Raw genomic sequence first — 21527 nt, 5'->3', positions numbered from 1 at the left:
CGCATTGGACCAGCACCTCAAGGGGATCTGCCGCGCGTCGGCACGTCCCGACCCGGCCGTGCCCGACCGGGTGCCGCCCGGTCCTCCGGCGCGGTCGTCGTCCGCTCGGACCGGGGAGGCACAGTGACCACCTTCGGTTACGCCGAACGACCATCCGGTGTCACCGGCCCGGCCCAGCGCAACCCGCTCAACGAGCGCGCGGACCCCGGCGCCCGGGGCGCCGACGGCCAGCTCGCGGTCCGCGGCGAGGGATGGCGGGTACGCAGCCGCGCGCACCACACCAACGAGGCGCCACCCAGGCCCGCGGCGCCCGGCGGCAACGCGAAGCCCGCGACCGGCCGCCTGGGCAGCCCGACCCGCCCGACCATGCCGGCTCAGGCGCGCCGCGGCGACGCGGCGACCGGGAGTGAGCCGTCCGCCGCCGAGACCGCCATCCTGCCGGCGGTGACCGCCGGCGACACCGCCGTCCTGCCCGCCGTGCCGGCCACCGCGCCCGCCACCGGATTCCCCAGCCGCCCCGACCCGTCCGACCCGGCGACCGAGGTGTGGACGCTCGTCGAGCGCGCGCAGGCCGGCGAGTCCGAGGCGTTCGGACTGATCTACGACAGGTACGTGGACACCGTCTTCCGGTTCGTCTACTTCCGGGTCGGCAACCGCCAGCTCGCCGAGGACCTCACCTCCGACACGTTCCTGCGGGCGCTCAAGCGGATCGGCAGCTTCACCTGGCAGGGGCGCGACCTCGGCGCCTGGCTGGTCACCATCGCCCGCAACCTGGTCGCCGACCACTTCAAGTCCGGACGCTACCGGCTGGAGGTCACCACCGGTGACGTCCTGGACGCCGACCGGGAGGACCGCGGGCCGGAGGGCAGCCCGGAGGCGGCGGTGGTGGAGCACATCACGAACGTCGCCCTTCTCACCGCCGTCAAGCAGCTCAACCCGGAGCAGCAGGAGTGCATAGTGCTGCGGTTCCTCCAGGGCTTCTCGGTGGCCGAGACGGCCCGCTCCATGGGCAAGAACGAGGGCGCCATCAAGGCCCTCCAGTACCGGGCGGTCCGGGCGCTGGCCCGGCTGCTGCCCGACGGCTTCCACTCCTGACCTGGCGCACCCGCCCGGCGCACGGACGCCGGGGGTGTCGCATGCCCGACGTGCCCCGCTCGCCCCTCACTCCCGGTGATTTCTTCCGCCGCCCCGCCCGTAACCGGCGACCGGCGCGGTCCGTTTCTCCGGGTGCGACCAGTGGTTGTCCCGGCGTCCCCCGGGCCACCCGGTCCGGCGGGTCAGGTCGGCCGTCCCGGTCGGCCCTGGGCCACACGCTGCCACCGGTCGCTGGTGACGACGACGGCCGTCCGGCCGTGACCAGCGAGAGGGGGTGCCGCGGTGGACAGCGACCTCTTCTCCCGTCGGCGAGCCGAGCGCTTCGCGCAACTCCTCGACGAGGCAAACGGCGGACGCCGGCACCACGTCCGGTCCAGGGCGGACGGTGAACTCACCGCGCTCGTCGAGGTGAGCCGCCGGCTCACCGCCGACCGGCCCGACGTCGACGTGGACGCCGAGTTCCGTACCGGCCTGCGGGCGATGCTCGTGGCCACCGCCGAGCGCGAGGGCGTCGGCGCCCCGGCCAAGACCGCCACCGGGGTACGCGGCGCGCTGCTGCCCGCCATCACCGGCCGCCGGGCGCGGGCGCGGGGCGCGATCCTGGTCGGCGTGGCCGCCGGGGCCATCGCCCTCTCCGGCATCTCCGCCGCGAGCGAGAACGCGCTGCCCGGCGACGCCCTGTACGGCATGAAGCGCTCCACCGAGCGCGCCCAGCTCGCGCTCGCCAGCTCGGACATCGGCCGCGGACAGCTCTTCCTCGACTTCGCCCGCACCCGGCTCGACGAGGCCTCCTCGGTGCGCGACGACCGGCTCGGCTTCAGCGCCGTCCTGGACGACATGGACGCGGACACCCGCCAGGGCGTACGCCTGCTGACCACTGTCGCCGCGCAGCGCTCCGACCCGACGGCGCTGGACGCGGTGGACACCTTCCTGGCCGGCCAGCGCCAGGTGGTCAGCGGCCTGCTCGACCGGCCCGACCACGCCGACCGTGAGCGCACCCGCCGCTCGCTGGCGCTGCTCGACGCGGCGGGCAAGCGCACCGACGCGCTCCGCGAGGCGATCGCCTGCGGGCTGCCCGCGCCGCAGGCCAGCGACACGCTCGGGCCCGCTCCGGCCGCCTGCCCGGCCGACCGCTGAGCGGCGGACGCCTACCGCGCCACACTTCTCCCGGCGGACACCCGGCCGTCACAGCCTGCCGGATACGCTCGACGAGGAGGTCGCACGCCGTCGTCGAGGCAGGGAGGTCACCGTGGCCGGGAGCCGGAAGGTGACCGTCAGCACCGACGCGCACGGGCACACGGCGGGCTGGTCGGAGACCCCGTCGGCACCGGCGACCACCGTCGCGCCCGACCCGGCCGCCGCCGCGTTCTTCGACGTGGACAACACGATGATGCAGGGCGCCTCGATCTACTGGTTCGCCCGCGGGCTGGCCGCCCGGAAGTACTTCACCGCCGGTGACCTGGCCCGGTTCGCCTGGCAGCAGGCCCGGTTCCGGCTGCTCGCCACCGAGCACGCGGGCGACATGTCGCAGGCCAAGGAGACGGCGCTCGCCTTCGTCCAGGGCTGGCGGGTGGACGACATCGAACGTCTCGCCGACGAGATCTTCGACGAGCTGATGGCGCCGCGCATCTGGGCCGGCACCCGCCGCCTGGCCCAGCGTCACCTCGACGCCGGCGAGCGGGTCTGGCTGGTCAGCGCCGCCCCGGTGGAGATCGGCCGGGTGATCGCGGCCCGGCTCGGCCTGACCGGCGCGATCGGCACTGTGGCCGAGGTGGTCGACGGCGCGTACACCGGACGGCTGGTCGGCGACCTGATGCACGGGCCGGCGAAGGCCGACGCGGTCATCCAGCTCGCCGCCGTGGAAGGGCTGGACCTGGCCCGGTGCGCCGCCTACAGCGACTCGGCGAACGACCTGCCGATGCTCTCCGCGGTCGGCCGCGCGGTGGCGGTCAACCCCGATCCCGCGCTGCTGCGGCAGGCCCGTGAGCGGGGCTGGGACGTGCGCGACTTCCGCACCGGGCGCCGCGCCGTACGCATCGCCGTGCCCTCCACCGCCGCCGCCGGGCTGCTCGCCGGCGCGGTCACTGCCGGCCTCGCGCTGCACCGGCGCCGCCACCGCGACGCCTGAACCCGCGCGCCCGGCTCAGGGGCCGAACGGGTCGGGGCGCCGTTCGAGCAGCTTGTGCAGCGTCTGCTGGATCGTCTCCCGCACCTGGTCGGCGAGGTTGAACACCACGAGCGGGTCGTCCGCCGCGTCACGCAGGTGCGCGGTCGGGATCGGCGGGCAGAACTCGATCAGCCACTTGCTCGGCAGCGGCACCATGCCCAGCGGCCCCAGCCAGGGGAACGTCGGCGTGACCGGGAAGTACGGCAGTTTGAGCAGCCTAGCCAGCGGTTTGATGTCGGCGAGCATCGGATAGATCTCCTCGCCGCCCACGATCGCCACCGGCACGATCGGCGTGCCGGTGCGCAGCGCGGCGGAGACGAACCCGCCCCGGCCGAAGCGCTGGAGCTTGTAGCGGTCGGCGTAGAGCTTGCCGACGCCCTTGAAGCCCTCCGGGAACACACCCACCAGTTCCCCGTTGCCGAGCAGCCGCTCCGCGTCCGGGCTGCACGCGACGGTGCCGCCGGTCTTGCGCGCGATCCCGGAGACGACGGGCATCCGGAAGACCAGGTCGGCGCCGAGTAGCCGCAGGTAGCGGTGCGTCGGATGCCGGTCGTGCAGCGCCGTGGAGAGGATCAGCGCGTCGAGCGCCACAGTGCCGGAGTGGTTGCCCACGACCAGGCCGGCGCCCTCGGCGGGCACGTGCTCGACGCCGGTGACCTCGGTGCGGAACCAGTCCCGGTAGAGCAGCCGGACCAGCGGGTGGACCACCACGTCGGTCAGGTCGGCGTCGAAGCCGAACTCGTCCACCTCGTAGTCGCCGGCCAGCCGCCGCCGCAGGAACGCCAGCCCCTTGGCCACCCTGCGGTCCCATTGGTCCCCCGGCCGGTCGGCCACGGCCGGCCCGGACGGGGTGGCTTCGGCGGGCACGTCGTCCCCGGCCGGTGCCGCGTCCGCGACGGACTGCTGCGCCTCGGTGACCGCCTTCTTCGCCACGGTCTTCTTCGCGACCGTCTTCTTCGCCGGCTGGTGGGCCCCGGCCGGACCGGCCACCGCCGGGTCCGGCGGCGCGGCCGGGCGGACGGACGGCGCGGTCACCCGCCGGTGTCCGTTGCGCCGCGCCGGCTCCGCGCCCGGATCCGGCACCTCCAGCGGTACGTCGTAGCGCGCGTCACGCCGCTCGTCCGGGCTGCTCACGAACGCTCCCGTAGGGTCGAGCGGACCTGCCTGATGCTCTCCAGCACCAACTGCTCGGCGGCGGCCAACTGGTCCCGGGTGACCACGACGCCGCCGTGGTGGGCGCGGATGAAGTCGTCGAACGCGGCGGCGGTGGAGCGGGGCGTGAAGCCGTACTCCCGCTCCAGTCGGCTGGTGTCCACCACCCGACCGTGCACGAAGAGGTCCACCTGATCCAAGCCGTACCGGCCGAAGCCCAGACTGCGGGCGATCGCGGCGACCCCGGCCAGTCCCGGTTCCAGCACCGGCACCGCCACCCGGCCGGCCCGGCGGATGGCCTGTGACAACGAAAGCACCCCCGGCCCGGCGACGTTGTAGGTGCCCGGGTGGTCCTCGGCGACGGACCGGTGCAGCACCTCCAGCGCGTCGTCGAAGTGCAGGAACTGCAGGCGCGGGTCGCGGCCGAAGACGGTGGGCACCACTGGCTGGGAGAAGTAGCGGGTGAGCGTGGTGTCGGCGGCGTACCCGATGAACGGCGCGAATCGCAGCACCGTCGCGGTGACGTCGGGCCGGCGGCGGCGGAACCCGCGGACGTACCCCTCGATGTCGAGGATGTCGCGGCCGAAACCGCCGCGCGGCACCTCGCGCGGCTCGGTCTCCTCGGTGAAGACGGCCGGATCGCGGAACGACACCCCGTACGCGGCGGTGGACGAGCGGACCACGAGCTTGCGCAGCCGGGGCGCGCGCTGCGCGGCCGCGAGCAACTGCATGGTGCCGATGACGTTCTGTTCCTTCATCCCCGCCCGGCCGCCCTGCTGCGGGTCGGGGGCGGTGACAAGCGCCAGGTGCACCACCGTGTCGACGTCGAGGTCGAGCAGGAGGCCACCGAGCGAGTCGAGGTCCAGGCGGATCCGTTCGACGTCGGAGAGCAGGTCGGCCAGCTCGGGGTTGGGCGGCGACGGATCGACCCCGATGACGCGCTCGATCCGCTCGTCGGCGGCGAGCCGGGCGGCCACGTGGGCGCCGAGCCAGCGACCGACCCCGGTCACGACGACGACCCCCGGGGCACCGGAGGTGTCACCGGGGGTCATGTCGTGCGCCTAGCGCGGCAGGCGGGATCGAGCCGGGACGTCCACGGCCTGATCACCTGAGCCTCCGAGGGTCGACATTTGGCAAGTGGTGCCGGGTGCCGGGCCGGAGCCCGGCCCCGGTCACTTGCCGAGACGGCGACGCTGGACGCGGGTCTTGCGCAGCAGCTTGCGGTGCTTCTTCTTAGCCATGCGCTTACGGCGCTTCTTGACCACCGAGCCCATACGACAGCCTTTCGATGCAACGTGCGGGGCGGACCGGCGGACACCACCACGGGGTGGTGCCCTGACCGCTTGCGGACAACGGACCGGACCAGCGTGGTGGGCAGGGCACACCAGAGGGCGATCACGGTCGTGGCCCAGCCTAACCGGAGTGCGTCAGCAGGACCAACGCGCCCCCGTCGATGCCCCTTTCGTCGCACTCCGCGGACCGGGCCGCCGAGGGCTCAGGCGGACTCCTGGAAGGCACCCCGGAGGTATTCGTGCACGGCGTGCTCGGGCACCCGGAACGACCGGCCGACCCGCACCGCGGTCAGCTCACCGCTGTGCACGAGACGGTAGACGGTCATCTTGGAGACCCGCATGACCGTCGCCACCTCGGCGACGGTCAGGAACCTGACATCCGACAGTCGTGCGTCGGACTGCGACCCGGCCATGGCTCACCGACCCATTCCCGTGCCCGGCGCGTGCCACCGGGCAGGTGCTTCCGCCTCGACGAGCGACGCGCGTGTAACCAGTACGGTAGCGGGACGGCTGTGACCTGCGCGATCCCTTCCACCCTTTGATCATGGCGAGACGGTCGTTCACCCGATGTCCACCAGGGCTTTTTCGCCCGGACGGGTGCCTCGTCCGAATCCGCCGCCGACACGCGCCGTCTACTCGGCGCGCAGCGCCACCACCGGGTCGAGCCGTCCGGCCCGCTGCGCCGGCACCACGCCGAAGAGGATGCCGACCGCCGCGGAGACGCCGAACGCCAGCGCCAGCGACCACCAGGTGATCGCCGCCGGGATCGGCGAGAACGCGTCCACGAGCAGCGCGGTGCCCACGCCCAGCGCCATCCCGGCCAGGCCGCCGACCGAGGTGAGCAGCACCGCCTCCAGCAGGAACTGCACGCCGATGTCGCGGGGCCGGGCGCCCACCGCCTTGCGCAGCCCGATCTCGCGGGTCCGTTCGCGTACCGAGACCAGCATGATGTTGGAGACGCCGACGCCGCCGACCAGCAGCGAGATGCCCGCGATGGCGGCCAGCACGCCGGTCAGGACGCCCAGGATGTCGCCGAGCACACCGAGGATCTGCCGCTGGGTGACGGCGCTGAACTCGGTGTCCGGGTGCCGGCGGGTCAGCTCCGCGACGATCCGGTCGCCGAGTTCGTCGATCCGTTCCCGGTCCGGCGCCTTCACCGCGATGCCGTCGATGCGCTGCGTGCCCCACAGCCGTTGCGCCGCCGTCACCGGTACGTGCACCTCGTCGTCCCGGTCCACGCCGAGGCTCTGCCCGAGCGGGGCGAAGACGCCGATCACCCGGAACCGCACGCCGGCCAGCGTGACCTGCTGGCCGAGCGGGTCACGGTCGGGAAAGAGCGCCCGCGCCACCGAGTCGCCGAGCACCGCCACCCGGCGGCTGGTGTCCACGTCCGCCCCGGTGAGGTAGCGGCCGCGCGACAGCGACCGGGTGAACACCGACGGGGTGGTCTCCAGCACGCCCTGCACGGTGGTGAAGTCGGACCGGTTGCCGGCCCGCGCGGTCGCGCCGGAGGCCACCGTGACGGCGACCCGGCCGGGGTCGCCGACCACCCGGGAGACCGCGTCGGCGTCGCCGAGGTCCAGCGGCGACACCACCGGCGCGTTGCCCACCTCGATCCGGCCCGGCACCACCAGCAGCAGGTTCGAGCCGAGCCCTTCGACCTGCTGCTCCACCTGCTGTTTCGTGCCGGTGCCGATGGCCACCAAGATCACCACCGAGGCGACCCCGATGATCACCCCGAGCATGGTGAGCAGGCTGCGCAGCCGGTTGGCCCGCAACGCGTCCGATGCCACCCGCCACGCCTCGGCAAGTCTCATCCGGCGTCCTCGGAGTCGCGCGGGCGGCCCTCGGCCGGCAGGTGCTTCCCGGCTCGCGGAAGGCGCCCGGTGGCACCGGCGGCGCCACCGGGGCCACCGGGCGGGTGCCCCGGGCCGCTTCCGGACGCGGACCGGGGCTCCGCGCTGGGAGCGGGGTCCAGTGTCGCAGGTCCGCCGGATCCGTCCGACGGCGGTCGATCATGAGCGCTGTCGGAGCGGATCAGCCCGTCCCGCACCGCTATCCGCCGACGCGCCCGGGCGGCCACCTCCTGGTCGTGGGTCACCATCACCAGCGCCACCCCGGACTCGGCGTTCAGCTGTTCCAACAGCTCCAGCACCGCCTCGCCGGTGGCGCTGTCCAGGTTGCCGGTGGGCTCGTCGGCGAGCAGCACCGCCGGTTCGGTCACAAGCGCCCGGGCGATCGCCACCCGCTGCTGCTCGCCGCCGGAGAGCTGGTTGGGCCGGTGGTGCAGCCGGTGACCGAGCCCCACCCGGCCCAGCACCGCCGCCGCCCGCTCCCGCCGCTGCCGCGCCCCGACACCCCGGTAGACCAGCGGCAACGCCACGTTGTCCACTGCCGACGTACGGGCCAGCAGGTGGAACGCCTGGAACACGAAACCGATCGTCTCGTTGCGCAGCGTCGCCAGTTCCGGGGCGGTGAGCGTGGTGACGTCCCGGCCACCGATCACCAGCCGGCCGCCGCTGGGCCGGTCCAGCCCGCCGAGCAGGTGCATGAGCGTCGACTTGCCCGAGCCGGACGGCCCGATCACCGCCACGTACTCGCCCTGATCGATGGTGAGCGACACCCCGCGCAGCGCGGACACCGACACCCCGTCCAGCTCGTACGTGCGCGAGACGTCGACCGCCTCGATCGCCGGTACGGTCACGGCAGCTCCTGGCCGTCGCGCACCTGGTCGGCGCCGCGCACCACCACCCGGTCACCGGCCCGTACGCCGTCGACGATCTGCACCAGGTCCTGCCCCTGCACGCCGACCGTAACCGGCACCCGGTCGGCCCGGCCGTCGCGCAGCACCCAGACCGCGTCCCGCCCGTCGGCGGAGAACACCGCCGACGCCGGCACCGCCACCGCGTCGGCCGCCTCCCGCACCCGCAGCCGCACCACGGCGTTCATGCCGGGGCGGGGCGCCGGAGCGGCCTCGGCCTCACCGAGGCGGCCGGCGCCCAGGTCGAGCCGGACCCGGTAGGTGACGCCACCCCGGGCCGAACTGCTGGGCAGCACGTCGACCGACCGCACCGTCGCGTCGTACGTCGCGCCGGTCACCGCGTCCAGCTCGACCGACGCGGGCACCCCGGCCCGGACCAGCAGCACGTCGGTCTCGTCCACCTCGGCGAGCAGGCCGAGCCGGCCGATGTCCACGACCGTGAGCACCGGGGTCCCGGCGGTGACCCGGCCACCGGCCGGGATCGCGTCGTCCACCCCCGGTGGCGGGCCGCTCTGCCCGCCCGTGCCGAGCGCCGACGGGTCGAGACCGGGCACCGCCGCGCCACCCGCCGCACCGAGCAGCCCGGCCAGGTCGGCCGGGGCCGCCCGGGTGCCGCCCGGCTGCACCACACCGGCGATCGGCGCGCGCAACGTCAGCGCGTCCACAGTCGCCTTCGCCAGGTCGTACGCCTGCTGGGCCTGGAGTCGTTGCGCGGCCGACAGCGCGCCGACGGCGCTGTTCAGGCCAGCCACCCCGCGCTGCAGCTGCGCGACGGCCCGGTCGGCGGCGCGGGCGGCGGACTCGTACTGCCGCTGCGCCGACTGGACCTGGAGCAGCAGCGCCGCGCGTACCCGCGGGTCGCCGACCTTGCCGGCGGCGGCGCGGGCGGCGGCGAACGCCTCGTCGGCGGCCCGGTCGGTGCCGCGCCGGCTGCCGCCCAGGTCGCCCGTGCCGGCACCCCGCCCGGCGCGCTTCGCCGCACGCAGCGCGTCCCGCGCCTTCGCCAGGCGGTCCCGGGCCGACGGCGAGTCGATCACCGCGAGCACCTGCCCCCGGCTCACCCGCTGCCCCGGCTGGACGCGCAGGCGGGTGAGCGTGCCGTCGGCGGGTGCGGTGAGGGTCGCTGCGGCTCGCGCGGTGACCGTGGCCGGAGCATCGATCACCTCGCTCACCGGCGCGCGGGAGACCTGGGCGACTGCCACTGCCGGGGCGTCGTCGCCGCAGGACGCGGCGGTCGTGCCGGTCAGCGCGACAACGGCGAGCACCGCGGTGACGAGACGGGGGCGGCGGGCCGCGGGCAGCCGCGGCGAGGAAGTGCGGACCACCCGGCCCATGCTACGACCCGTCGACAGGTGTCGACGTGTCAGCCGACGACGCCGCGCACGTAGGCCACGCAGTCGTCGTGCAGCATCGACCACGGGTCGCCGAACACCTCGTCGGCGGCCTGCGCCGGGGGCCGGCCCTGGTGGACCACGGCCCGGTAGAAGTCCAGCATCCGCTGCTCGCCGTACCTGTCGACCAGATGGCGTACGGCCAGGTAGCCCACGCCGTAGGCGCCGCCGACCCGATCGTCGCTGGCGTCGTCGGCGGGCGCCACCGCGTCCAGCCGCCCGGACCACCCGCCGCGCAGCAGCTTCCGCACCTCGGCCAGGCCGTCGTAGCGCTGCACGGGCTGACCGTCGGCCCCGGCGTACTCGGCCAGCCCTTCCACCAGCCACCAGTCCGCGCGGTCGGCATAGCCCCGGTCGGGCAGCGAGGCGGCATGGGTCAGCTCGTGCCGGAGCAGGTCGTCGATGCCGGCCGGGGTGACGATCGGGGCGTTGAGCACGACGTCGTGCCGTCCCCCACCGACGCCCACCGCGTACCCGGCGGTCCACTTCGGCCGGCCGCCGCCGTACCAGCGCTGCCACTCGCCCTTCCCGGCGTAGTAGACGAGATACCGGTCCGGCGGGGCGCCGCCGACCGCGTAACGGTCCGCGGCCCGGGCTGCGGTCTCGGCCTGGGCGAGCAGGCCGGGCAGCCGGCGCCGCTGGGCGGGCGTGGTGGCCACCACGACCCGCTTGCCGACCGCCACCGCGAGGTCGCTCACCTGCCACGGGCGCACGCCCGCCGGGTCCGTGGCGGACGGGTCCACGGCGGCCAGCCGGGGCTCCTCCCCTGCCAGCCGCCAGCGCGTGCCCAGCTCCACTGTGCTCGGCGCGCAGTCCGGCACCACGAAGCAGTAGCCGACCGTGACCACGAACCGCCACTCCCCCGGCTTCCCGTCGACCGCCGCCGGCACCCCGTCGGCCGACGACCGCCAGGTGGTGACGCGCAGCGCCCGCAGCGCCTCGTACCGGCGGGTCAGCGCCGGCCGGGCGGCCGGTTCGGCGACCGTGAGGAAACCGGCCCGGTCCGCGCCGACGAGCGCGGCGGCCTGCCGGTCCAGCAGCGCGAGCATCCGCTCGCCGAGCCGCCGCTGCGCCGCCGTGCCCGGGTCGTCCTTCGCGGTCGTCCGCCCGGCCGCGTCCGGCGCCGACTCCCGCAGGAGTACGCCGGGCACCGCGCCCGCCACCAGGCCGAGCGCGAGTCCGAGCGCGGTCCAGAGCGGCCACCGCCGCCGTCCCTGCGACGCCCGCCTCTGCTCGCCCACCTGCGCCAGGGGTACGGGGTACGGCGCTGCGACGGCGACGGGGTGCGACGGACTCGTGTCCGCGACTGGGTGCGGCGGCGGACTCCTATCCGCAACCGGAGGCGCGACGGGATGTGACGGTGGGTCCGCGTCCGCCTCAAGGGCCCCGGCCGGGCGGAACGGTGGGTCCGCGTCAGCCTCGGTCGTACCGGCCGGGCGCGGGGGCGGGCTTGTGTCCGCTGCCGGGTCGCCGAGATCGGGCGCGCTGTCGGCGTTCTCGCTCGGCACAGGTGCGGAGTCGCCGTCGCCCGCCGGAACGGAGGCAGGGGGCGGGGGTGCGGCGTCGACGCGGTTCGCCGACGGCGGGTTTGCGTCGGCGGCATCCACGTCGGCGACGAGGGCAGCGCCCGTGGCATTGCTGTCGGTGGGACGAGGCTCGTCGCCGTCCGTCGTCCGACCGGGAGGCTGCTCGTCGCCGTCGGTCACCGGCGAAGGGTACGACCAATCGGGCGTTCCGGGAAAGAATCCCGCCGCAGTTCCGCCCCAGTCAGAGATCTTGGTAGGAAAGTGCCCCCATAGGGGCCGGATCCTTCCAAGATCTCTCAGATCGGGGTACCGCTCACCGTCAGCGCGGTCTTGTCCGCTGCCCAGAGGGCCACCAGTGCCATGCCGGGCGGCATCTCCGCTCTTGATGGCCTCGCGGTGATCGCGAACTTGTCGGCGAGCCACTTGATTATCGCGATCGTCGCGGTTAGCCCTCTGCCGCCAGGCCAACCCGACAGATTGCATGGTGACCGATGATGCTGGCTTGTGGTGGACGGGCAAGGCCCACACCCCGGCGGACGGGATGCGGGCCTCGTCGCCTGGCGCCTCAGTCGCTCCAGATGGCCTCGGTGTCGAAGAAGATCGGCTTCTGCACGTTGCGGATGGCGATCCACATGCGCTTGATCTCCTCAATCGTGGCGTCCTGGACCTCGCACGCCGTTAGCAGCGCCTCCACCTTCCACCAGCGCGGCAAGGTCCTGCCGGTGCCGTTGAGCAGCCGCGACACCGTGGACTTGGAGACGCCCATGCTGTCCGTAAGTAGTCCGTACGGTGGCTCACCGGCCTCGCGGTACTCCAGCATGAGCCGGCCGGCCAGCTGGTCGAGTTGGGCCCGGGTCACGGCGGCGGCGCTCATGCCGTGCCAGGGCGGCGGTGACCGCCCAGATACACGCTGACGGCCGTGGCGGCCCCGACGACCGCCAGGATGGCGCTCACCGCCGCCGCGACGGTGTACCCGGCCAGCACCAGGGTCGTGACGGTCATGCCAACGACGACCAGGACGATCAGCCGGAGCCGGCGCCGACGGCGCTCGCGCAGCTCCTTGGTGGTGGCTGGCGGCCAGAGGACCTTGCAGGAGAACTTCACGTGCATGTCTAGCTCCACTTCTCGGCGCAGATATGTCCGCCCGGATGCCTCCGCGAACGGAGACACCCGGGCCATCGGTCTTGGCGGCCCGGGATGGACCTGAGCGAATTGCCGTGCCCTCGGTTCCAGCCGAGCGCACCTCGCTTGGCGAACATGGTGCACGACGATTGACCCCAACGGAAGCCGGTCTGGAGCATGAACCAGTGCAGACCGTTTTGATAAGCCAATTCTTACGATCGGAAGTGATCGGATTGGGGGCACGCGGTGAAGGCGAGATTTCCGGCGTTCGGAGTGGCCACGATCGCAACGAAGAGCCCTCGAAAAAAAAATGGCCCCCGCTGGAACGGGAGCCATTTCTTATTCATTCCCGAGCCGCCAAGACCAATGAAGAAGCTTCGGGAAATCCGCCTGAAGCGGACGTCGTGCGCTGAGAGCGGGCCGGATGCCTGCGCGTCCCCAGGCGACCGCCGCCGCAACGAAGCTTGCCCCAAGGTTCCCTCGACCACAAGCGCTGAGCTGCGATTGAAACGAACTGAAACGTTCTGAAACGCAATGAATCAAGGTGCAAGCAAATGCAACCAAGAACGTCCCGCCGGCGCGCCGGCACGCGCATGCCACCGGGCCCCCCGCGACGCGCGTGCGCACGCACGCGCACGCCTACGCGCGCGCGAGCCCAACGCGCGAAAAGACACCCTCGACCAAATGCCCAGAAACAGCTTCCGAACATATTTCCGCCGCCATTGATCCGCCCTTTCCTGACACTCACGGAGCCTCTGCGGTGAAGTATTTACATCCGCCCTCAGGAGCCGCACAAGGAGCACTTATCGATCATAGATACGCCCGGCTAGGAATTGCCTGCAATAAATTGCGATTCAAATCTCAGAAGCGGAGAAGGTAGCATGATTACCCGACCCATGTGATCCTCGTCACACGACTGTGCGTGGATGTCTTCAACGGGATCTTCGCCGTAGTGGCGAGGCCGCGGCAGGTGCGGCATGTCCGGCCAGGGTGAGCAGCACGCCGCCGGCGAGGAAGCAGGCGGCCTGGACGGCGAGCTTGGCCGGGCCGGGCACCGAGCCCAGCAGGGCCAGTTCCAGCAGGAAGATCACGCCGAGCAGCGGCGCCCCTCATCGGTTCCCCCAGGACAGGTAGGCACGGTCCAGGCCGGAGACCAGCTCGCCGAAGGAACGATCGGTGTCGCGGGGCAGCCCGAAGCCGCCCGCCGCCTCCAAGGCGACGAAGCCGTGCACGGCGGCCCGGAACATCCGGATGGCGTCGACCGCGGCGTCGCCGTCGAGGCCGTACCCGAGCAGGATGGCGCGGATCGCGCCGACCGCGCGTTCCCCGGCGGCCAGATGGTCGGGGTCGGCCGGGTCGGGCACTCGCTGGGCGGCCGGGTAGCGACCGGGGTGCCGCCGCGCGTACTCCCGGTAGGCGGCGGCGACGGCGCGCAACGCGTCGCCGCCTGCCCGGCCCGCAGCGGCAGCCGTGAGTACGTCGGCGATCTCGGCGGTGGCGAGCACGGCCAGCTTCTGGTGCAACGCCTCCACGCCCCGGACGTGCTTGTAGAGGCTCGGCAGCGCGACGCCGAGCCGGGCCGCGAGCGCGGCAAGGGTCAGCCGCTCGTAACCGACCTCGTCGGCGAGCGCGGCGGCTTCCCGCACGACTGTCGCCGGGGTCAGGCCCGCCCTAGGCACGCCAGGTCACCGCCAGGAACTCGACCAGGTCGGCGGCGGTGGCGTCGGGCTGGTCGGCGTGCGGGTAGTGGCCTGAGTCGGCGACCATGCGGGCCTCGGCGACGGCGAACAGCCGGCGCGCGGCCCGCGCCTCGGCGCCCGGGTCGGGGAAGTCCGGGTCCTTCGTGCCCATCAGCACCAGCACCGGCCGGCGCACCTCGGGCGCCCGCGCGGTCCAGTGCGGGTCGGCCGGCGCGATCACCCCGCGCACCGCGGGCATCCGGCCGCGCAGCCCGGCGACCAGCTCCTTGCGGTACGCGGCGTCGTCCGCCGGGCGCCCGCACGGGAACAGCGTGCTGTGGAACAGCCCGAACAGCCGAGGGCTGCGCAGCACGGCCGCCTGCGCGACCCGCATCAGCGGGTTCAGTTTCGGGGTGCCGACGAACGGGCTGACCTGCACGATGCCGCTGACCAGTTCCGGCACCTCGGCGGCGGCGAAGACCACCGCGGCGGCGCTGGACGAGCTGCCGACCAGCGTGGCCGGCCCGCCGCCGAGCGCCCGCACCACGGCGAGCAGGTCGCCGCCGACGTGCTCGGGGGCGTACGTGGGCCAGTGCGGACTGGAGTCGCCGTGGCCACGTACGTCGACCGACGCGACCCGGTAACCGGCCGCGACCAGGCGGGGCGTCAGGTGCCGGAAGGCGGCCCGGTTCTCCCCCATGCCGTGCGAGAGGACCACGAGCGGCCCCGTTCCGTGCACCTCGTACGCGATGGTGCCGCCGTCCCGCGCCACTTGGCTAACTGTCATAGCCAATAAGCTAATGCTGTTAGCTTTGGCCGTCAAGAAGCGTCCCGGGACGAAGACAGGCCGGCGGGACCAGAGGTCTCCGCCGGCCTGTCTCGGGACAGACGAGGGGTGTCAGGCCCGCTTCACTTCTTCGACAGCACCGCGCGGCCGAAGAACGCCAGGTTGGCCGGGCGCTCCGCGAGCCGGCGCATCAGATAGCCGTACCACTGGTCGCCGTAGGGGACGTACGTCCGCACCGTGTAACCCTCGCCGACCAGGCGCTGCTGCTCCTCCGGGCGGATGCCGTAGAGCATCTGGAACTCGAACCGGGCCGGGTCGCGGTCGAACCAGCGTGCCCGGTCCTCCCCGATCGCGATCAGCCGCGGGTCGTGCGTGGCCAGCATGGGATAGCCGTCGCCGGACATCAACACGTTCATGCAGCGCACGTACGACCTGTCCACCTCGCGGGCGGACTGGAACGCCACCGACTCCGGCTCCTTGTACGCGCCCTTGCACAACCGCACCCGCGACCCGGCCGAGGCCAGCTCCCGGCAGTCCGACTCGGTCCGCCGCAGGTACGCCTGGAGCACCGCGCCCGTCGACGGGTGGTCCTTGCGCAGCTTCGCCAGCATGTCCAGCGTCGAGTCGGTGGTGGTGTGGTCCTCCATGTCCAGCGTGACGGTGGTGCCCGCCGCGTCGGCCGCCGCGCAGATCGCCCGCGCGTTGTCGTACGCCAACTGCTCGTCGAACATCTGGCCCAGCGCGGACAGCTTCACGCTGACCTCGGCGGCCGGGGTGAGCCCCGCGGCGGCGAGCCGGCGCAGCAGCCTCAGGTATTCGTCCCGGGTGGCGTTCGCCTGCTCCGGGGTGGTGGTGTCCTCGCCCAGGTAGTCGAGGGTGACCGCTTGGCCGTCGGCGACCAGCTCGCGGGTGGCGCGCAGCGCGTCGTCGGTGGCGGCGCCGGCGACGAACCGGCGGACGACGTCCCGGGTGAACGGGGCCGTCGCGACGAGCCGTTCCACCTGGGAGGACCGGGAGGCGGCGAGGATGACGGAACGGAGCATGAGCCGAGCGTAACGCTCATCACCGGACCTCCGCCGGGTACGTCCGGGGCCCGCCCCGCACCCTCCTCCGGCCTGGGCCGGGCACCCCCGGCTGGCGGGGATCGGCTACAACGTTCACGTGGATCGACGACACCCCCGGCGCCGGCTCCGCTCGGCCTCCGTGCAGCTCGGCGCGCTGACCGCGCTGGCCCTCGCGCTCTCCGGCTGCAACAACGGTTACGACGACGACGATGACGACTGCGCGCTCGGCCCGGCCGGCGGGGGCGGCGACGTCGTCGCCGTCGCCCAGCGCGTGCCGGCGGCGACGGCCACCACCGGCGCGCGCGGCGAGTCGCTCCCGACGACCGCCGCGCTGCCCGAGCGCGGCGGCTTCGGCACCCACCTCGCCTCCTGCGGCGGCTGACGTGCGTCGCGAGGCGAGCACGCCGCGCCCCGGCTGGGACGAGACCATCCGGGCCCAGGGCCTGGTGTACGTCGACACCGAGCTGCCCGACGGCGAGATCATGTCGTACTGGGACGAGACGGCGGCGTACGCGTTCACGCTCGACGAGGTGCTCCGGCTGGAGGAGGCCACCGAGGAACTGCACCGGATGTCGGTGGCCGCCGCCGAGCACGTGGTGACCCGCAACCGGTACGCCGAGTTCGGCATCCCCGAGTGGGCCGCCGAGGCGGTCGCCCGCTCGCTCCGGGAGTCCCCGCCGACGCTCTACGGCCGGTTCGACCTCTGGTACGACGGCAGCGGGCCGCCCAAGATGCTGGAGTACAACGCCGACACCCCTACCGCGCTGGTCGAGGCGAGCATCGTGCAGTGGTACTGGCTGGAGCACACCCGCCCGGATGCGGACCAGTGGAACAGCCTGCACGAACGCCTCGTCGGCGCCTGGGCCAAGATCGGAGCCGGGCTGCACGAGCCGCGGACGCACGTGCTCTGGTCCTCCGAGGAGGAGTCGGGCGAGGACCAGATCACCGCGGGTTACCTGGCCGAGACGGCCCGCCAGGCCGGGCTGGACGTGACGCTCATGCCGATCCAGCGGGTCGGCTGGGACGGGCGACGCTTCGTCGACGCCGACGACCGGCCGATCACCACCTGCTTCAAGCTCTACCCCTGGGAGTGGATGCTGGCCGAGCCGTACGGGCGGCCGGCGCTCGACCCGGGTACGCCCACCACCTGGATCGAGCCGGCCTGGAAGCTGCTGCTGTCGAACAAGGCGCTGCTCGCCGTGCTCTGGGAGCTGTACCCGGGCCACGAGTACCTGCTGCCCGCCTACCTCGACTCACCACGCGGCATGACCGAGTACGTGGCCAAGCCGCTGCTCGGTCGCGAAGGCGGATCAGTACGCATCGTGACCGGCGACACGGAGATCACCAACCCGGGGATCTACGGCGAGGAGGGCTTCTGCTTCCAGGAGTTCCGCGCGTTGCCCGAGTTCGAGGGCAACCGGACGGTGCTGGGTAGCTGGATCGTGGACGGCGAGTCGGCCGGCGCAGGCGTGCGTGAAAGCGAAAGCCTCATCACCGACGGTTACGCGCGGTTCCTGCCCCACTACATCGACGCGCCGCGTCTGCCCTGAGTCGTCTACCGTTGGTGTCGTGAACTTCGACGCGTACGCCCGGACCGGGGTCGAGCTCGTCAACGCCCGGCTGGACGACCTCGACGGTCTGCGGGCCGTCTTCTCGGAAGAGCAGGGCTGGATGCGTGACGAGGTCGCCGAACGGGACCTCGCGATCTTCCGGCGGGCGCAGAAGCGCCTCCGGGACGTCTTCGAGTACGGCACCTCGGGCCGGGACAACGAGGCGGTGGCGGAGCTGAACGCGCTGCTGGAGGCGTTCCCGGTGCAGCCGCGCATCTCCGGCCACGACTCCTCCGACTGGCACATGCACGTGACCAGCCGGGGCGCGTCGGTCTCGTCCGAATACCTGGCGGGCGCGGTCTGGGGCCTGTCGGTGTGGCTGTGCGAGTACGGCAGCGCCCGCTTCGGGGTCTGCGCCGACGACCGCTGCGGCAACGTCTACCTGGACACCTCGTCCAACTGTTGCCGGCGGTTCTGCTCCGAGCGCTGCGCCACCCGCTCCCACGTGGCGGCGCACCGGGCCCGCAAGCGGGCCGCTGTCGGCGAGCAGGCCGTACCGGCGCAGCCGCTGTCCCCGGTGAGCTGACCCGCCGCCTGATCGGGGCGGCGCGTCCCGATCAGGCGTCCACGGGCGAGGGCGCGGTCAGGTTGGCCCGGGCGAACTCCAGCGACTCCCGCAGGTCCGCCTCGCGGACCGCGCGGCTCTTCGCGCCCCGGGTGGTCACCTCCACCGCTACCGAGCCGGTGAAGCCCCGCCCGGCGAGCGAGCGCAACATCTCCGCGCAGGGCTGGCCACCGCGGCCGGGCACCAGGTGCTCGTCGCGCCCCTCGCCGGTGCCGTCGCCCAGGTGCACGTGCGCCAGCCGGGAACCCATCCGATCGGCCATCGCCATCGCGTCGCTGTGCGAGGCCGCGCAGTGCGACAGGTCAAGCGTGTACGAGGCGTACTCGATCTCGGTCGGATCCCAGCCCGGCGCGTACGGGACGAACTGCCGCCCGGCCATCCGCACCGGGTACATGTTCTCCACCCCGAAGTGCAGCCCACCGAACTGCCCGGCGATGGTGTCGAGCCCGTCGGCGAAGGTACGCGCGTAGTCACGCTGCCAGGTGAACGGCGGGTGCACCACGACCGTCGGGGCCTCCAGCGTCTCGGCCAGCTCGGCGGCCTTGCGCAGCCGCTCCCACGGGTCGGGGCTCCACACCCGCTGGGTGACGAGCAGGCAGGGGGCGTGCACCGACAGCACCGGTACGCCGTAGTGCTCGGCGAGGCCGCGCAGCGCGCCCGCGTCCTGGCTGACCGGGTCGGTCCAGACCATCACTTCGAGGCCGTCGTAGCCGAGTTCGGCGGCGAGCTGGAACGCCGCCGCGGTCCGTTCGGGAAAGACCGAGGACGTGGACAGGAGCACCGGAACGCGGGAAGTCACGCTTTCGAGCGTAGCCCCAACCGCCAGCAAGCATCGGGACGAGCAACCGCAAAGCTACCCAGAGCGCTCGTACGGTCACATCGGCGCGAGCTGATCGAGCCGACGCAGGATCACACCCTCCCGTAGCGCCCACGGGCAGATGTCCACGCAGTCGACGTCGAGCCGGCGCATCACCGCCTCGGCCACCACCGCGCCCGCGAGGAGCTGGTGCGCCCGCTGCGCGCTCACCCCTTCCAGCCCGGGCAACTGGGCCGGTGGGATGTGCCGGACGAATCCGAGCACCTGCCTCAGGCCGGTACGGGTCAGGCTGCGCCGAGCCCACAGGCCCGCGCCCGAGGGCGCGGCGCCGGCCAGCCGGGCCAGCGTGCGGAACGTCTTCGAGGTGGCGACCGGCCGATCCCAGCCCACCGCTGTCAACTGCTCCACCACCGGGTCGAGCTGCGCGTCCACGTACGCCCGCAGTTCCTCCACGGCCTCGGCCGGCGGCGGCGCCGCACCGGCCGGATCGACGGCGAGCCGCTCCCGGCTGAGCCGCCCCGCGCCGAGCGGCAGCGAGATCGCCACATCCGGGTGCTCGTCGATGCCGGCGGCCAGCTCCAGCGAGCCGCCACCGATGTCCATCGCCAGCAGCCGGCCGGCCGACCAGCCGAACCACCGCCGCACCGCCAGGAACGTCATCCGCGCCTCGTCCGCGCCGGAGAGCACCTCCAGGCGTACGCCCGTCTCGTCGCGGACGCGGGCCAGCACGTCGGCGGCGTTCGTGGCTTCGCGGACCGCGCTCGTGGCGAACGCCAGCAGATCCTCGGCGCCCAGCCCGTCGGCCGCCGCCCGGGCCATGCCGACCGCCTTGACCAGGCCGTCCGCGCCGCCGACGGTGAGCGCGCCGTCCGGCCCGATCTGCTCGGCCAGCCGCAGCACCACCTTCTCTGAGTGCGCCGGCCAGGGATGCGCGCCGTGGTGGGCGTCCACCACCAGCAGGTGCACCGTGTTGGAACCGACGTCGAGGACACCCAGTCGCATGGGGAAGACCCTAGGGCCAACACGTTTCGTCGGCTCGACGGCCGGGCGGGGTCACCGCGCGTACGCTGGTCCGAGTGACAGGGCAGATCGAGCTTCACGTGCTGGTGGACGACCCCGCGGACCCGCGCAGCCGCGAGGTCGGGCTGGACTTCCCCCGGGAGTGGATCGAGTTCGTCGACCCGGCCGACCCGAAGCACGTCGTCCGCGCCGACCTCACCTGGCTGCTGTCCCGCTGGACGTGCATCTTCGGCCAGGGCTGCCACGGCATCGTGGCCGGGCGGGCCGCCGACGGGTGCTGCTCGCACGGCGCGTTCTTCACCGACTCCGACGACGAGAAGCGGGTCCGGGCGGCCGTGAAGCGGCTGACGCCGCAGACGTGGCAGCACTTCCGGCGCGGGTTCAAGAACTGGACCGAGAACGACACCGTCGACGGCAAGACGCCGGCCCGGCGTACCGCCACCCGCGACGTGGACGCCCCGTGCGTGTTCCTCAACGACGCCGACTTCCCCGGTGGGGGCGGCTGCGCGCTGCACGCCCAGGCGCTGCGCGACGGGGTGCATCCGCTGGAATACAAGCCGGACGTCTGCTGGCAGTTGCCGGTACGCCGCGACCAGGAGTGGCACAAGCGGCCGGACAACACGAAGGTGCTGATCTCCACGCTCGCCGAGTTCGACAGGCGCGGCTGGGGCGCGGGCGGGCACGACCTCGACTGGTGGTGCACGTCCTCCACCGACGCGCACGTCGGCGCCGAGCCGATGTACGTGTCGTACGGCCCGGAGCTGACCGCGCTGATCGGCGCGCCCGCGTACGCCAAGCTGGCCGAACTCTGCGCCGCCCGGCTGCGCCAGGGTCAGGTCGCCCCGCACCCGGCCAGCGAGTAGGGCGCCGCCCTTTCGCGCTCCGGCGGCGACCCGACCCGTGTGAGTCCACCGTGGACGGGGTACCGGGCGGTGGTGGCGGTCGGCGAGGCGGTGGAGCTGTGGCGGTCGCGGCTGTGGCCCGGTGTCCTGCTCTCGGCGGGGTTGGCCGCGTTCGGGGTGTCGACCGATCGACCCGCCCTTTTCGGTCTGGGCACGGCGGCCGCGGTGCCCGTGTGCTTCGCGGCGCTGCTGCGCAACGGTGGACTGCTCGCCGACGACGTCGGGCTGCTCGTGCGGCGCCGTGGCCGCACGGTGCGCAGCTACCGGTGGGAGGAGATCCGCCAGGCAGGTCCGGTCTCGGTCGGCTTCAATCGGTTCGGTCTGGCGGTGCTGCCCGAGGGCGGCCCGTACGACGTTCCCGGCCCGAACCACGCCGTGGTGATCGGCCAGGTGTGGATGTGGAGGGGCCCGGACGGTCAGACCCGTGCCCGGCCCGGACATGCCGCCGGCCGGCACCCCGTCAGGGTGCCGGCCGGCGTGTGTGGTCTTACTTGGTCCAGTGCTGGGCGACGAGGTCGGCGGCCTGCTGCTCCCACTGGGCGTAGTGGTCCGGGTAGGCCGACACCTGGACGGTCTG

Annotated in this window: 23 protein-coding genes; 7 read left to right on the top strand and 16 right to left on the bottom strand. The window is 73.3% G+C overall.

The window, feature by feature from the left end; translation table 11 throughout:
• The first annotated feature begins 123 nt into the window (after window positions 1-123).
• The 3 genes from ACFYO8_RS09805 to ACFYO8_RS09795 all read left to right on the top strand — a co-directional run bounded on the left by ACFYO8_RS09805 (window position 124) and on the right by ACFYO8_RS09795 (window position 3223).
• Entirely contained in the window at window positions 124-1095 is a 972-nt protein-coding gene (locus tag ACFYO8_RS09805) for an ECF subfamily RNA polymerase sigma factor, BldN family (protein WP_355094541.1), read from the top strand.
• A 282-nt stretch (window positions 1096-1377) separates the two neighbouring features.
• Window positions 1378-2232 (top strand): DUF5667 domain-containing protein, encoded by an 855-nt coding sequence (locus ACFYO8_RS09800; protein WP_354874605.1) that lies wholly within the window; start codon window positions 1378-1380, stop codon window positions 2230-2232.
• A 112-nt stretch (window positions 2233-2344) separates the two neighbouring features.
• Window positions 2345-3223, top strand: a complete 879-nt coding sequence (locus ACFYO8_RS09795; RefSeq protein ID WP_357711489.1) for an HAD family phosphatase — start codon at window positions 2345-2347, stop codon at window positions 3221-3223.
• Window positions 3224-3238: 15 nt separating this feature from the next.
• Here the strand turns inward: ACFYO8_RS09795 and ACFYO8_RS09790 are convergent, their stop codons facing one another.
• The 14 genes from ACFYO8_RS09790 to ACFYO8_RS09725 form a co-directional block, all read right to left on the bottom strand.
• A complete protein-coding gene (locus ACFYO8_RS09790; protein WP_355094549.1) occupies window positions 3239-4129 on the bottom strand; it encodes a lysophospholipid acyltransferase family protein in 891 nt (296 codons plus the stop codon).
• Between the two features lie 263 nt (window positions 4130-4392).
• On the bottom strand, window positions 4393-5466 hold the full coding sequence (locus tag ACFYO8_RS09785) for an NAD-dependent epimerase/dehydratase family protein (RefSeq protein WP_354874608.1): 1074 nt from the start codon (window positions 5464-5466) through the stop codon (window positions 4393-4395).
• 120 nt (window positions 5467-5586) lie between these two features.
• Entirely contained in the window at window positions 5587-5688 is a 102-nt protein-coding gene (locus ACFYO8_RS09780) for a 30S ribosomal protein bS22 (protein WP_007465623.1), read from the bottom strand.
• Window positions 5689-5909: 221 nt separating this feature from the next.
• Window positions 5910-6119, bottom strand: coding sequence for a helix-turn-helix domain-containing protein (locus ACFYO8_RS09775; protein ID WP_013288759.1), 210 nt, complete (start codon window positions 6117-6119; stop codon window positions 5910-5912).
• Window positions 6120-6338: 219 nt separating this feature from the next.
• Window positions 6339-7523: an ABC transporter permease gene (locus tag ACFYO8_RS09770; protein WP_354874611.1), complete on the bottom strand. Its 1185-nt coding sequence runs from the start codon at window positions 7521-7523 to the stop codon at window positions 6339-6341.
• Window positions 7520-8410: an ABC transporter ATP-binding protein gene (locus ACFYO8_RS09765; RefSeq protein ID WP_354874613.1), complete on the bottom strand. Its 891-nt coding sequence runs from the start codon at window positions 8408-8410 to the stop codon at window positions 7520-7522. The genes ACFYO8_RS09770 and ACFYO8_RS09765 overlap by 4 nt, the downstream gene beginning before the upstream one ends.
• Window positions 8407-9801: an efflux RND transporter periplasmic adaptor subunit gene (locus tag ACFYO8_RS09760; protein WP_354874615.1), complete on the bottom strand. Its 1395-nt coding sequence runs from the start codon at window positions 9799-9801 to the stop codon at window positions 8407-8409. Before ACFYO8_RS09760 ends, ACFYO8_RS09765 begins: the two co-directional genes overlap by 4 nt.
• A 29-nt stretch (window positions 9802-9830) precedes the next feature.
• Entirely contained in the window at window positions 9831-11099 is a 1269-nt protein-coding gene (locus tag ACFYO8_RS09755; RefSeq protein WP_387256942.1) for a hypothetical protein, read from the bottom strand.
• Between the two features lie 850 nt (window positions 11100-11949).
• A complete protein-coding gene (locus ACFYO8_RS09750) occupies window positions 11950-12258 on the bottom strand; it encodes a helix-turn-helix domain-containing protein (RefSeq protein WP_387256940.1) in 309 nt (102 codons plus the stop codon).
• Window positions 12255-12494 (bottom strand): hypothetical protein, encoded by a 240-nt coding sequence (locus ACFYO8_RS09745; RefSeq protein WP_387256939.1) that lies wholly within the window; start codon window positions 12492-12494, stop codon window positions 12255-12257. Before ACFYO8_RS09745 ends, ACFYO8_RS09750 begins: the two co-directional genes overlap by 4 nt.
• Window positions 12495-13438: 944 nt before the next feature.
• A complete protein-coding gene (locus ACFYO8_RS09740) occupies window positions 13439-13597 on the bottom strand; it encodes a hypothetical protein (protein ID WP_387256938.1) in 159 nt (52 codons plus the stop codon).
• A gap of 18 nt (window positions 13598-13615) precedes the next feature.
• Window positions 13616-14185 (bottom strand): WHG domain-containing protein, encoded by a 570-nt coding sequence (locus ACFYO8_RS09735; protein ID WP_387256936.1) that lies wholly within the window; start codon window positions 14183-14185, stop codon window positions 13616-13618.
• Complete coding sequence (locus tag ACFYO8_RS09730; protein WP_387256935.1) at window positions 14178-14972, bottom strand: alpha/beta fold hydrolase; 795 nt, start codon at window positions 14970-14972, stop codon at window positions 14178-14180. Before ACFYO8_RS09730 ends, ACFYO8_RS09735 begins: the two co-directional genes overlap by 8 nt.
• 122 nt (window positions 14973-15094) lie before the next feature.
• On the bottom strand, window positions 15095-16015 hold the full coding sequence (locus ACFYO8_RS09725) for a proline dehydrogenase family protein (RefSeq protein ID WP_387256934.1): 921 nt from the start codon (window positions 16013-16015) through the stop codon (window positions 15095-15097).
• Window positions 16016-16133: 118 nt separating this feature from the next.
• On the opposite strand from ACFYO8_RS09725, the gene ACFYO8_RS09720 reads away from it, so the two are divergent.
• Genes ACFYO8_RS09720 through ACFYO8_RS09710 form a run of 3 tightly spaced genes read left to right on the top strand, consistent with a single transcriptional unit; the run spans window position 16134 to window position 18172 of the window.
• On the top strand, window positions 16134-16418 hold the full coding sequence (locus tag ACFYO8_RS09720) for a hypothetical protein (protein ID WP_354874625.1): 285 nt from the start codon (window positions 16134-16136) through the stop codon (window positions 16416-16418).
• A 1-nt stretch (window position 16419) separates the two neighbouring features.
• Window positions 16420-17586 (top strand): glutathionylspermidine synthase family protein, encoded by a 1167-nt coding sequence (locus ACFYO8_RS09715; protein WP_387256933.1) that lies wholly within the window; start codon window positions 16420-16422, stop codon window positions 17584-17586.
• A 19-nt stretch (window positions 17587-17605) separates the two neighbouring features.
• Entirely contained in the window at window positions 17606-18172 is a 567-nt protein-coding gene (locus ACFYO8_RS09710) for a CGNR zinc finger domain-containing protein (RefSeq protein WP_387256931.1), read from the top strand.
• Between the two features lie 31 nt (window positions 18173-18203).
• Here ACFYO8_RS09710 and ACFYO8_RS09705 read toward each other — a convergent pair whose 3' ends face one another.
• Together ACFYO8_RS09705 and ACFYO8_RS09700 are read right to left on the bottom strand one after the other, a co-directional pair.
• The gene (locus ACFYO8_RS09705; RefSeq protein WP_387256929.1) at window positions 18204-19010 is read right to left on the bottom strand and encodes a sugar phosphate isomerase/epimerase family protein; all 807 of its coding nucleotides are present in this window, start codon (window positions 19008-19010) and stop codon (window positions 18204-18206) included.
• Between the two features lie 75 nt (window positions 19011-19085).
• Complete coding sequence (locus tag ACFYO8_RS09700; protein WP_355047343.1) at window positions 19086-20030, bottom strand: Ppx/GppA phosphatase family protein; 945 nt, start codon at window positions 20028-20030, stop codon at window positions 19086-19088.
• 74 nt (window positions 20031-20104) lie between these two features.
• Here ACFYO8_RS09700 and ACFYO8_RS09695 point away from each other — a divergent pair, with 74 nt between their 5' ends.
• Window positions 20105-20911, top strand: a complete 807-nt coding sequence (locus ACFYO8_RS09695; RefSeq protein ID WP_354874635.1) for a hypothetical protein — start codon at window positions 20105-20107, stop codon at window positions 20909-20911.
• Window positions 20912-21527: the final 616 nt, after the last annotated feature.

It is taken from the genome of Micromonospora sp. NPDC005257 (assembly GCF_042872445.1).
Classification (GTDB): Bacteria; Actinomycetota; Actinomycetes; order Mycobacteriales; family Micromonosporaceae; genus Micromonospora.
The sequence above is the reverse complement of the archived record's forward strand: the minus strand, read 5'-3'. Positions and strand labels throughout refer to the sequence as shown.